The following is an 11,615-nucleotide window of genomic DNA, read 5'->3' on the forward strand; positions in this document are numbered from 1 at the left end:
CTTCGACTCCTCACGACGCCCCGGGACCGTCTCCGTCCCAGCGCAGAAAGTTGTGCAGCAGGCGCAGCCCGCAGGCGGCGCTCTTCTCCGGATGGCACTGCATGGTGAACAACGAGCCCCGTGCCAGTGCCGAGGCAAAGGTCTCGCCATAATCGGTGCGCCCGGCCACATCCGCCTCGCGCTCGGGCTGCACCCGGTAGCTGTGGACGAAGTAGAACCAGGGGGTCTCCGGCAGACCGTGCCACAGGGGGTGCTCGCGCACCGGCAGCACGCGGTTCCACCCCATGTGGGGGATCTTCAAGCGGCGGCCATCCGCACCCTCCATCGCAGGGAAGCGCGCCACCCGGCCCGGCAGGATGCCCAGCAGGTCGACCCCGCCGCTCTCCTCGCTGGTGTCCATCAGGATCTGCTGGCCCAGGCACAGGCCGAGGAAGGGCCGGTCCGCCGCCAGTTCCGGCAGCAGCCGGTCCAGGCCGCGCCCGGCCAGCGCCTGCATGGCATCCCCCGCCGCACCCTGGCCGGGGAACACCAGGCGGTCCGCCTCGCGCAGGGTCTCGGGCTCGTCCGTGAGCAGCACACGCTGATCGGCCGCGGCCTCGTGCTCCAGCGCACGCACGACCGAGTGCAGATTGCCCATGCCGTAATCGATGACGGCAACAGTTTCCATGGCCGGGTCTCGTCCTCTGGTTCTTTACAGAGTGCCCTTGGTGGACGGCATCATGCCCGCCGAGCGCGGATCCATCTCCGCCGCCACGCGCAGGGCACGTCCGAAGGCCTTGAAGATGGTCTCGGCGACATGGTGGGCATTGTCACCACGCAGACAGTCGATGTGCAGGGTCATCCAGCCGTGGTTGACCAGGCCCTGGAAGAACTCGTGGAACAGGTCGACATCGAATTCGCCGATGTGCGAGCGACGGAAGTCGGCGTGCATCTCCAGCCCCGGGCGCCCGGAAAAGTCGATCACCACGCGCGACAGGGCCTCGTCCAGCGGGACGTAGGCATGGCCGTAGCGGCGGATGCCCTTCTTGTCGCCCAGCGCCTGCGCCAGCGCCTGGCCCAGGGTGATGCCGATGTCCTCCACCGTGTGGTGGGCATCGATATGCAGATCGCCCTCGGCACGCACGTCGAGATCGACCAGGCCGTGGCGGGCAACCTGATCCAGCATGTGATCGAGGAACGGGATGCCTGTCTCGAGGTGGCTCTGCCCGGTGCCGTCGAGGTTGAGCTCGATGGCGATGCGGGTCTCCAGGGTGTCGCGGCGGACGGATGCGGTGCGTTCAGTCATGTTCCGGTTCAGGCACGATAAAACGCCAGTGTAGCAAGGCTGGCCCGCGCCCGGTATGACTGCGGGACTTATCCGCGCGACCCCAGCTTCGGGCCGACCAGCAAGGCCTCGGGGACAGCCTCCTGGATGGCGCAGGGCAGTTCGCTGCAGATCCCCGGCCGCGCGCTCAGCGAGACCCACAGCGTGTTCAGCTTCAGGTTCAGCTCGACGAACGCGATATCGGCCCCGTAGCCATGGAGGACCCGCTCGATGGCCAGCGCCCGGGCGTGGATCTCGGCGCGCGGGCGCTGGCGCAGACCGGGGATCAGCATCATGAAGTCCGCCAGCCGACGGCCTTCGGCGTCGCGCCGCGGCAGGCGCTGCCACAGGGGCTGGTGGGGTTCGAGGAGCAGGGCCGGGCGCAGCGCGGGTTCGGCATCCGGGTTTCGCGGCGGGGAATGGGGTGGCATGGCTCGTCGCTCGGCATGGGCCTGTCTGGAGTGTAGGCCAGAAAGGCCAGGGTGCGACGGGCCGAACCCGGGCACAAAAAAAGCCGGGGCAAGCCCCGGCTTTGATCCAAGAGCATGAATGCTCCTGATTACCGCACTTCGACCTCGGTCGAGTCGGATTCACCCTTGTTGTCCGTCCAGGAGATGGACACAGTGTCGCCAGAGGCGCCGTCGATCTCGGTCTGCAGGAACGGGTTGCGGGAGACGGTGTAGTTCCAGTTGGCGGTGACGACGGTGGTGCCGTTACGCGCAATTTCCACAGTCTCGATGAAGTGCGGGCCACCGTCATCGTCGGGGACCAGCATGTCGTGGCTCATCAGCGCACGGATATTGATAACGCCGTTGCTTTCCTGGGCGCGAACTCGAATAGACATATCTTAAACCTCCAGTAGTGTTCGGATCAGCGGTTCGGGGTCGGCGTTAGCCGCCGCAGCCACCAACCGTGACCTTCACTTCTTGAACCGTCTTGTACCAGGTGTCGCCGGACTTCACGGCGGCGACCACGTTGGAGGACTCGCCCATGCGGATACGGCCGGAGACGTTCGCATGCGCGCCATCACCCAGGACGTAGTGGGCGGTCAGCGGCTGGTTGTTCAGCTCGACGAACACGGCCATTTCGGTCACGTTGTCCAGGCTGGACTCGATGGACACCGGGACCACGGCGCCATTCTCGGCGATTTCCGGGGCGCTCAGGGTGACGTCACCGTCAGCGATGTCGCTGGAACCGGTCACCGCTTCAAAGGCGGCTTCCAGACCTTCGGCGGCGAAGGCTTCGGACGGCCAGGCGGCAAGCAGCTTGCTCGGGGCGAGCAGACCGGCCCCGACGGCGACACCGACAGTACCGGCGGCGAGAGTGCCTTTCAGGAAGACACGGCGCTTGGTGCTAATCATGGATGATCTCCTCTCATCTTGTGGGTCAGTTCCGGATAATCCGGGACGTCTTCGCGGTGAACCGCTGTGACGCCTGTTGCTTTGGACGGCGACCTGCAGGGGTCTATTCCCTGCGGACCGGAATCCGCCCCCTGACCAGCTTCAGTGGTCTTTTTGCTGGTCTCGCAGATGCATCGTCCCAAACCTCGCTGAATCATTGATGAACGAATCATCGCGATTCGAAATCGGGTGAATTTCATCGGGATGCAACGGCCTGTCAGGGGCCCTGGCACCTGAAGCCAGCGGCGTATCAATGGCACACTATCGCCTTTCCATGCAACGTAGACCCCGGACCCGACCATGTTTTCCTGCAAGGCCCAATGGCTGTTGATCGCCGTGATCGTCGTACTCGGCACGATGCAGATGCTCGCCTCCTGCGGCCAGAAGGGCGATCTCTACCTGCCCGATGACGAGGAAGCCGAGGAGCACAACCCGCAATGATCCCGCTGAAGGACCACTAGATGGACTATTTCGACTACCACGGCGACACGCTGTTCTGTGAGGGTGTGGCCCTGGACGGCCTGGCCGAACTGGTCGGCACCCCGGCCTACGTGTATTCCCGTGCCACGCTGGAGCGCCACTATCGCGCGTTCAGCGAGGCGCTGATCGGGACCCCGCACCAGGTCTGCTTCGCGGTGAAGGCGAACTCCGCGCTGGGGGTGCTGAACGTGCTCGCGCGCCTGGGCGCCGGCTTCGACATCGTCTCCGGCGGCGAACTGGAACGCGTGCTGCGCGCCGGCGGCGACCCGGCGAAGATCGTGTTCTCCGGCGTCGGCAAGACCGCCGCCGAGATGCGCCGCGCGCTGGAGGTCGGCATCCACTGTTTCAACGTCGAGTCCGCGCCGGAGCTGGAGCGGCTGGAGACGGTCGCGGCAGAGCTCGGCATTCAGGCCCCGGTGTCGATCCGGGTGAACCCGGACGTCGATGCCGAGACCCACCCCTACATCGCCACCGGGCTGCGCGAGAACAAGTTCGGTGTGGCGATCGAGGAGGCGCCGGCGCTGTATGCCCGGGTGCGTGACAGCCAGCACCTGGCGGCCACCGGCGTCGACTTCCACATCGGCTCGCAGCTGACCCGCATTGATCCGTTCACCGATGCCCTCAAGCGTGTGCTGGCGCTGGTGGATCAGCTGGCCGAGGACGGCATCACACTCGAACACATCGATGTCGGCGGTGGCCTGGGCGTGCGCTACCGCGACGAGACGCCGCCGGAGCCCGATGTCTGGGCCAGCGCCCTGCGCGAGGTGCTGGGCGAACGAAGCCTGAAGGTGCTGCTGGAGCCGGGCCGCGCCATCGCGGCGAACGCCGGCGTGTTCCTGACCCGGGTGGAATACCTGAAGCACACCGAGGCGCATGACTTCGCGATCGTCGACGGCGCGATGAACGACCTGCTGCGCCCGGCGCTGTACGGCGCCTGGCAGGAGATCGTGCCGGTGGTACAGCGCGACGACACGGCGACGCGGACCTACGACATCGTCGGCCCGGTCTGCGAGACCGGCGACTTCCTCGGCCGCGAGCGCGAACTGGCGCTGGCCGCCGGTGACCTGCTCGCGGTGCGCTCTGCCGGGGCCTACGGCTATGTGATGGCCGGCAATTACAACTCGCGGCCGCGCCCGCCGGAGGTGATGGTCGACGGCGACCACTTCCAGATCATCAACCGCCGCGAGCAGGTGGATCACCTGATGATGCGCGAGAGCATGCTGCCCCAGGATTCTGAAGACGTGGACCCGGATGACACGGACCCGCCCGGGAGCGTGGCCCCGTGATCCCGCGCCAGCCCGAACCGGAGCTGATGCTGGAGCCTGCGCAGGCACGCGCCTACGCCGAGGCCGACTTCGCCGCCCCGCACGAGGGCTTCGTGGATGCCTTCGCCGAGGTCTTCCCGGGCCCGGTGACCGGGCCGGTGCTGGATCTCGGCTGTGGCCCGGGTGACGTCTCGCTGCGCTTCGCCGCGCGCTACCCCGACTGCGAGGTGGACGGCCTCGACGGCGCGCCCGCGATGCTGGCCGCCGGCGACGCCCTGATGGCCGGTCACCCGGCCGCGCGGCGGGTTCATCTGGCCGAGGGCTGCCTGCCCGCGGCCCGCGGCCCGCGCGCCCCGTATGCCACGATCATCAGCAACTCCCTGCTGCATCACCTGCACGACCCCGCGGTGCTGTGGCAGGCGATCCGCCGCGACGGGGCACCGGGGGCAGCGGTATTCGTGATGGACCTGCGCCGCCCGGACTCGACCGAGTCCGTCCAGGCCCTGGTCGCGCAGTACGCAGCCGATGACCCGGACGTCCTGCGGCGCGACTTCGAGCACTCCCTGCACGCCGCCTTCACGCCCGAGGAGGTGCGCGCGCAGCTGGCCGCCGCCGGCCTCGACGGTTTTACCGTCCACGTCACGTCGGACCGCCACATGATCATTTTCGGTCACCTGCCGGGGCACCGCTGATGCGTCTCGAATTCACCAAGATGCACGGGCTGGGCAACGATTTCGTGGTGATCGATGGCATCCGCCAGTCGGTCCGGCTGGACGCATCGACGCTGCGCCATCTCGCGGATCGCCACTTCGGCATCGGCTGCGACCAGGTGCTGCTGGTGGAGGCGCCGAGCGATCCGGCGCAGGCACTGTTCCGCTACCGCATCTTCAATGCCGACGGCTCCGAGGTGGAGCAGTGCGGCAACGGGGCGCGCTGCTTCGCCCGCTTCGTGCGCGAGCAGGGCCTGACCGAGGCCCGCGAGATCCCGGTCGAGACCCTGGGCGGGCGCATCGTGCTGCATGTCGAGGACGACGAGCGGGTGCGCGTGGACATGGGCCGACCCGAGTTCGCGCCGGCGCGCATCCCGCTGGTCGCCGAGGCCGAGGCCGACGCCTACACCCTGGACGTGCAGGGCCACTCGATCACCCTCGGCGCGGTGTCCATGGGCAACCCCCATGCGGTGATCCTGGTCGACGACGTCGCGCGCGCCCCGGTGGCCGAGATCGGCCCGATCATCGAACGCCACGAGAGCTTCCCGCGGCGCGTCAACGTCGGCTTCGCCGCGCTGCGCGACCGCGGCCATGTCGACCTGCGGGTATTCGAGCGCGGGGTCGGCGAGACGCTGGCCTGTGGCAGTGGCGCGGCCGCCGCGATGGCCGTGCTGCGCCGCCGCGGACTGGTCGACGATGACGTCGAGGTGGCCCTGCCGGGCGGGACCCTTGTGCTAAGCTGGGACGGACAGGCCGAGGCACCGGTTTGGCTGACCGGGCCGGCCACCACGGTATTCAACGGCTGGATCGATCTATGACTGGGCAATCCTCCAACGCCTCTGCTGCAGAGACCGCGAAGACCCGCTCGCCGAAAAAGAACCCGCAAGCCCCGATCGGCGCCGCCGACGTCGAGGCCTACCTGCGCGAGCACCCGGATTTCTTCCAGGACCACCTGCCGCTGCTGGACATCCTGCGCATCCCCCATCCATCCGGCGGGGCCGTCTCGCTGCTGGAGCGCCAGGTCGCGCTGCTGCGCGAGAAGCACCGCGCGATGGAGCAGCACATGGGCGATCTGGTCGAGCGCGCCCGCGACAACGAACGCATGGGCCAGCACCTGCACGAACTGGCCAAGACCCTGATGCGCGCCGAAAACCTGGACGCCGTGCTGGCCCTGACCCAGGACGCCCTGCGCAACGAGCTGGGCGCGGAGCGCGTCAGCATCCGCCTGGCGCATCGCAAGGTCGACGACCTGCATGCGCTGGACAAGGGCGAGCTGGGCACCTTCGACCCGCTGTTCAGCCGCGGCAAGGCCCAGTGTGGCCGGGTCCCCGCCGAGATGCTGGATGTACTGTTCGACGATGCCGAGGAGATCGGATCCGCGATCCTGATGCCCCTGGGCGATGATGCCGACCGGATCGGCGTGCTCGGCCTGGCGAGCGAATCCGCGGACCGCTTCCAGCCCGACATGGGCACCTATTTCGTGACCCACATCGGCGACCTGCTGGCCGAGTCGATCCGCTGCCATGTCGAGCGGACCCACGCCGCGGCCTGACCCGGCGACCGGGGACGCGCCCGCGCAGGATGCGGATATCACGGCGTTTCTGGGCCACCTGAGCGACGTTCGCGGCCATTCGCCGCATACCGTCAAGGCCTATCGACGCGACCTGACGCGCCTGCGCAGCCTGCATCACGGCCCCTGGGAGGCGCTCAGGCCGGCCGACATGCGCCGCATCGCCGGGCAACTGGCGCGCCAGGGCCATCACCCGCGTTCCATTCAGCGCTTCCTGTCCGCCGCACGCGGCTTCTTTGCCTACCAGGTGGAACAGCGGCGCATGCGCGCCAACCCGGCGTCCGGCATGCGCGGCCCCCGGGCCGGGCGCGCCCTGCCGCGCGATCTCGATGTCGACCAGACACAGCAGGCCCTGGCTCCGGCCGAGGGCCCGGACCCGACGCTGGCCGCCCGCGACCAGGCGATGCTGGAGCTGCTGTATTCCTCCGGGCTGCGCCTGTCGGAACTGACCGGGCTGGATCTGACCGATCTCGACCTGGACGCGGGACTGGTGCGGGTGCTCGGCAAGGGCCGGCGCGAGCGCAGCGTGCCGGTGGGGCGCAAGGCGCGCGAGGCCCTGCGCACCTGGTTGCGGCACCGGGGGGACTGGGCAGCGCCGGACGAGCGGGCGGTCTTCGTCAGCCGTCGCGGCCCGCGCATCGGCAACCGCGCGGTGCAGCGCCGCGTCGCCGAGGCGGGACGCCGCGCCGGGCTGGACGTGCGCCTGCACCCGCACCGGCTGCGCCATGCGTTCGCCAGCCATCTGCTGGAATCCAGCGGCGACCTGCGGGCCATCCAGGAACTTCTGGGCCACGCCAACCTTGAAACCACCCAGATCTATACCCATCTCGACTATCAGCATCTGGCACAGGTGTATGATGCCGCCCATCCGCGGGCCCGCCGGAGAGATTGATCCGGCCGCGATCGCACCCGCCGGGTGAACGATCCCGGGTCGCCGCGACCCAACACCGTGCCCCCGATACACAGCCGGACAGGAGAACCCCGTGGAACAGTTTCGCGGCACCACCATCGTTTGCGTCCGCAAGGACGGCGCCGTCACCCTCGGGGGCGACGGCCAGGTATCCCTTGGCAACACCGTGATGAAGGGCAACGCGCGCAAGGTGCGCCGGGTCTATCACGACCGCATCCTGGCCGGCTTTGCCGGCGGCACCGCCGATGCCTTCACCCTGTTCGAGCGCTTCGAGGGCATGCTGGAGAAGCACTCCGGCAATATCACCCGGGCTGCGGTGGAGCTGGCGAAGGACTGGCGCACCGACCGCGCCCTGCGCAAGCTGGAGGCCCTGCTGGCCGTGTCCGACCGCGAGAACTCGTTCGTGATCTCGGGGAACGGCGACGTGATCGAGCCGGAGAACGCACTGATCGCGATCGGTTCCGGCGGGCCCTACGCCCAGGCCTCCGCCCAGGCCCTGCTGCAGAACACCGACCTGTCGGCGCGCGAGATCGTGGAGAAGTCCCTGAACATCGCCGCCGACATCTGCGTATACACCAACCACAACATCACCCTGGAGAGCCTGGACGCGGAGTAACGCGCCAGGCCCCGGACGACCCGATCCGACCAAGGCCCCTTTTGCCATGACCGACATGACCCCCCGCGAGATCGTCCAGGAACTGGACCGCTACATCATCGGCCAGGACGAGGCCAAGCGCTCCGTCGCCATTGCCCTGCGCAACCGCTGGCGCCGCCGCCAGCTGCCGCCAGAGCTGCAGCCCGAGGTCACACCGAAGAACATCCTGATGATCGGCCCGACCGGTGTCGGCAAGACCGAGATCGCCCGGCGCCTGGCCAAGCTGGCCCGCGCGCCGTTCATCAAGATCGAGGCGACCAAGTTCACCGAGGTCGGCTATGTCGGCCGCGATGTCGAATCGATCATCCGCGACCTGGCCGAGGCCGCGGTCAAGCAGCTGCGCGACGAGGCCATCAAGGAAAACCGCGTCAAGGCCGAGGACGCCGCCGAGGAACGCATCCTCGACGCCCTGCTGCCGCGCCCGCGCAATGCCGGCTTCACCGAGTCCGAGCCGGAGGACGCCGGCAGCGAGACCCGGCAGAAGCTGCGCAAGCGCCTGCGCGAAGGCGACATGGACGAGCGCGAGATCGACATCGAGGTCTCGCAGAACCCGCAGGGTGTGGAGATCATGACACCGCCGGGCATGGAGGAGATGGCCAGTCAGCTGCAGTCGATGTTCCAGAACCTCGGCGGTCAGAAGACCCGCTCGCGGCGGCTCAAGATCGCCGAGGCCCGCAAGCTGCTCATCGAGGAGGAGGCCGCGCGCCTGATCAACGAGGAAGACCTGAAGGAGCGCGCCATCGAGCGGGTGGAGCAAAGCGGCATCGTGTTCCTCGACGAGATCGACAAGGTCGCCAAGGGCAGCGAGAAATCGAGCGGCGGCGAGGTCTCGCGCGAGGGCGTGCAGCGCGACCTGCTGCCGCTGATCGAGGGCACCACCGTGTCCACCAAGCTGGGCATGGTGCGCACCGACCACATCCTGTTCATTGCCTCCGGCGCCTTCCACCTGTCGAAGCCCTCCGACCTGGTGCCGGAGCTGCAGGGGCGGCTGCCCATTCGGGTGGAGCTGGATGCGCTGTCGGCGGACGCCTTCGTGCGCATCCTGACCGAACCCACCGCCTCGCTGACCGAGCAGTACACCGAGCTGATGAAGACCGAAGGCGTGGAGCTGCGCTTCGAGGCGGACGGGGTGCGCCGCCTGGCCGAGATCGCCCATGACGTGAACGCGCGCACCGAGAACATCGGCGCCCGCCGCCTGCACACCGTGCTCGAACGCCTGCTGCAGGACGTCGCCTACCGCGCCCCGGACGTGGACGGCGCCGTGATCGTGGACCGCGAATTCGTCGATCAGCGCCTGGGGGATCTGGTCGAGGACGAGGACCTGTCCCGCTACATCCTCTGACGCCGCGCCGCGCCGTTACTCGGGCGCCCCCGGGCGGTAGGGATCCGGCCAGCCCTCGGGCGGCGGGTGGAAGCGCTTGTAGGCCCAGTTGTACTGTTCGGGGCAGCGCCGCACCAGCGTCTCCACATGGGCGTTGATCGCCGCGGCCGCGCGGGTGAAGTCGCGGTCGGCCACCTCCGGCCCGGCCTCGACCTCGTGATAGCGAAAGCCCCGGCCCCCGGGCAGGCGCTCGGCAAACAGGAAGACCACGTGATCCCCGCGCCCGCGCAGCAGGCGCGGGAGCAGGGTCATGGTCAGGGCCGGGCGGCCGAAGAACGGGGCGTGCTGCCCCGAGGCGCCCTTGGGACTCTGGTCCGGCAGGATGCCGATAATCGCGCCGCGATCGCGGGCCTGCTGGAGGATACGCAGGCCGCTGCGATCGGCCGGGGCCAGCTCGGCGCCGGTGGAGGCCCGGGCCTCGCGCACCCAGCGATCGATCTCCGGCGTCTTGAACGGGCTGTACAGGGTGGCCATGGGCCCGTGGCGGGCGGCGTGCAGACCGGCGAACTCCCAGGATCCGAGATGCGGGGCGCACAGGAACAGGGCACGGCCGGCGGCACGGTCGCGCAGGCGCGCGTAGTGCGGCGGCTGGACCGCCAGCGCCTCCAGCGTCTCCGGGCGTGCCTGCCACAGCCAGGGGGACTCGGTCAGGGCACGGCCCATGCCCATCAGGGAACGCCGTCCGACGCGCCGGCGCCAGGCCGGGTCCTTGTCCGGAAAGCACAGCGCCAGGTTGATTCGGGTGATGCGCGCCGAGCGGGTCGGCAGGTACCAGACCAGCGCCCCCACCAGGCCGCCCAGGGCGTGGTTGACCCGCAGCGGGAGGCGCGCGAGCAGACGCAGGCCACCCCCGATCAGGCGATCACGCAGATGCCGACGTCGGGCCATGTTCGGGGGCTTCGGGTTCGATGGTCGCGGATGGCGGCTCGCGCGGGGGAATGCCGCCTTCGGTCATCAGCGGCTTGAGGGTCGTGCGCAGGTTGCGGAACAAGCGCGGGTGCTGCGCCTCCTCCTGCGCCAGGAGCTGTTTCATGTGCTCGCGCTGGGTGGGCATCGCGAAGCAGGCGGGGCAGTTGTCGAGGATCACCGGCAGCCCGGCGGCCTCGGCAAAGTCCCGCGTCTGGCGCTCGCGTACGTAGACCAGCGGGCGGATCACCCGCAGGTCGCCTGCATCGATCGCGTAGTGGGCCTTCATGGTGCGCAACTGGCCGCCGTGGAACGCGCTCATCATGAAGCTCTCGGCGAGATCGTCCAGATGCTGGCCCAGCGCCAGCACGTTGTAGCCGTGTTCCCGCGCGGTGCGATACATCAGGCCGCGCTTCATGCGCGAGCAGAAGGAACAGAACGAGTCGTTGTCCATGTGCGCGTCGGCCAGCTCGGCGATCGGCTCGGACACGAAGTGATAGGGAATGCCGTAGGCGGCGAGGTAGTCCAGCAGGCGCTGCGGCTCGAAGCCCTCGATCTCCGGATTGATGGTGACCGCGCCGACCTCGAAGTGCACCGGGGCCCGGCGTGCGAGGTTGTGCAGCAGCCACAGCAGGGTCAGGGAATCCTTGCCGCCGGACAGGCCGACGAGGATGCGATCGCCCTCGCGCACCATGTCGAAGTCGGCGATGGCGCGGCCGGCGAGGCGGCGAATCGAGGCGGGAACGGCGGGTGTCTCCATGGGGCCGCAACATAGGCCGCCGCCGCCCGGCACGCAAGCACCGGCATGCCAATCCGGGGAGAGGGCACGCCAGGCTTTGGGGCGCAGCGGGCCGCGCATGCACCGTGGCCGGGCAAGCGTTGCGCCGCCAGGGAAACGCTGATGAATGTGCACGCTCGCGTTGGCACCCCAGGTTTTCCGAGACAAGGCGCGGTGCACAGCGGGTAGTGGTTCTACCCGCAAGTGGCGCAACGCAGGATCGGGGAACCTGGGGTGCCAACCCCACAAGCCATTGA

15 protein-coding genes are annotated in these 11,615 nt (G+C 68.8%); 8 read left to right on the top strand and 7 right to left on the bottom strand.

Translation table 11 applies throughout. The features are described from left to right. Positions 1-10: 10 nt before the first annotated feature. From hisH to soxY, 5 genes are all read right to left on the bottom strand, one after another. Complete coding sequence (gene hisH / locus F614_RS0111535; RefSeq protein WP_018867642.1) at positions 11-667, bottom strand: imidazole glycerol phosphate synthase subunit HisH; 657 nt, start codon at positions 665-667, stop codon at positions 11-13. A gap of 24 nt (positions 668-691) precedes the next feature. Next, the gene (gene hisB, locus F614_RS0111540) at positions 692-1,285 is read right to left on the bottom strand and encodes an imidazoleglycerol-phosphate dehydratase HisB (protein WP_018867641.1); all 594 of its coding nucleotides are present in this window, start codon (positions 1,283-1,285) and stop codon (positions 692-694) included. A gap of 68 nt (positions 1,286-1,353) precedes the next feature. Next, complete coding sequence (locus F614_RS0111545; protein ID WP_018867640.1) at positions 1,354-1,734, bottom strand: hypothetical protein; 381 nt, start codon at positions 1,732-1,734, stop codon at positions 1,354-1,356. A gap of 128 nt (positions 1,735-1,862) precedes the next feature. Then, the gene (gene soxZ, locus F614_RS14010) at positions 1,863-2,147 is read right to left on the bottom strand and encodes a thiosulfate oxidation carrier complex protein SoxZ (RefSeq protein WP_038035779.1); all 285 of its coding nucleotides are present in this window, start codon (positions 2,145-2,147) and stop codon (positions 1,863-1,865) included. 46 nt (positions 2,148-2,193) lie between these two features. After that, positions 2,194-2,664 (bottom strand): thiosulfate oxidation carrier protein SoxY, encoded by a 471-nt coding sequence (soxY, locus tag F614_RS0111555; RefSeq protein WP_018867638.1) that lies wholly within the window; start codon positions 2,662-2,664, stop codon positions 2,194-2,196. 339 nt (positions 2,665-3,003) lie between these two features. Here soxY and F614_RS14610 point away from each other — a divergent pair, with 339 nt between their 5' ends. From F614_RS14610 to hslU, 8 genes are all read left to right on the top strand, one after another. Then, positions 3,004-3,144, top strand: coding sequence for a lipoprotein (locus F614_RS14610; protein ID WP_018867637.1), 141 nt, complete (start codon positions 3,004-3,006; stop codon positions 3,142-3,144). Positions 3,145-3,164: 20 nt separating this feature from the next. Further along, complete coding sequence (lysA, locus tag F614_RS0111565) at positions 3,165-4,469, top strand: diaminopimelate decarboxylase (RefSeq protein ID WP_018867636.1); 1,305 nt, start codon at positions 3,165-3,167, stop codon at positions 4,467-4,469. After that, entirely contained in the window at positions 4,466-5,140 is a 675-nt protein-coding gene (locus F614_RS0111570; protein ID WP_019558926.1) for a trans-aconitate 2-methyltransferase, read from the top strand. The genes lysA and F614_RS0111570 overlap by 4 nt, the downstream gene beginning before the upstream one ends. Then, the gene (gene dapF, locus F614_RS0111575) at positions 5,140-5,976 is read left to right on the top strand and encodes a diaminopimelate epimerase (protein ID WP_018867634.1); all 837 of its coding nucleotides are present in this window, start codon (positions 5,140-5,142) and stop codon (positions 5,974-5,976) included. The genes F614_RS0111570 and dapF overlap by 1 nt, the downstream gene beginning before the upstream one ends. Further along, the gene (locus tag F614_RS0111580; protein WP_019558927.1) at positions 5,973-6,710 is read left to right on the top strand and encodes a DUF484 family protein; all 738 of its coding nucleotides are present in this window, start codon (positions 5,973-5,975) and stop codon (positions 6,708-6,710) included. Before dapF ends, F614_RS0111580 begins: the two co-directional genes overlap by 4 nt. Beyond that, a complete protein-coding gene (xerC, locus tag F614_RS0111585) occupies positions 6,682-7,620 on the top strand; it encodes a tyrosine recombinase XerC (protein ID WP_019558928.1) in 939 nt (312 codons plus the stop codon). Before F614_RS0111580 ends, xerC begins: the two co-directional genes overlap by 29 nt. Positions 7,621-7,711: 91 nt before the next feature. Next, positions 7,712-8,254, top strand: a complete 543-nt coding sequence (gene hslV, locus F614_RS0111590) for an ATP-dependent protease subunit HslV (protein ID WP_018141092.1) — start codon at positions 7,712-7,714, stop codon at positions 8,252-8,254. 46 nt (positions 8,255-8,300) lie between these two features. Next, positions 8,301-9,635 (top strand): ATP-dependent protease ATPase subunit HslU, encoded by a 1,335-nt coding sequence (gene hslU / locus F614_RS0111595; RefSeq protein ID WP_018867631.1) that lies wholly within the window; start codon positions 8,301-8,303, stop codon positions 9,633-9,635. A 15-nt stretch (positions 9,636-9,650) separates the two neighbouring features. On the opposite strand, the gene F614_RS0111600 is transcribed toward hslU, so the two are convergent. Continuing rightward, entirely contained in the window at positions 9,651-10,562 is a 912-nt protein-coding gene (locus tag F614_RS0111600) for a lysophospholipid acyltransferase family protein (RefSeq protein ID WP_018879256.1), read from the bottom strand. Continuing rightward, on the bottom strand, positions 10,537-11,340 hold the full coding sequence (locus F614_RS0111605; protein WP_018879257.1) for a tRNA 2-thiocytidine(32) synthetase TtcA: 804 nt from the start codon (positions 11,338-11,340) through the stop codon (positions 10,537-10,539). Before F614_RS0111605 ends, F614_RS0111600 begins: the two co-directional genes overlap by 26 nt. Positions 11,341-11,615 lie beyond the last annotated feature (275 nt).

Origin of the sequence: Thioalkalivibrio sp. ALE12 (genome assembly GCF_000381105.1) — a bacterium.
In the GTDB taxonomy this organism is placed as follows: Bacteria; Pseudomonadota; Gammaproteobacteria; order Ectothiorhodospirales; family Ectothiorhodospiraceae; genus Thioalkalivibrio.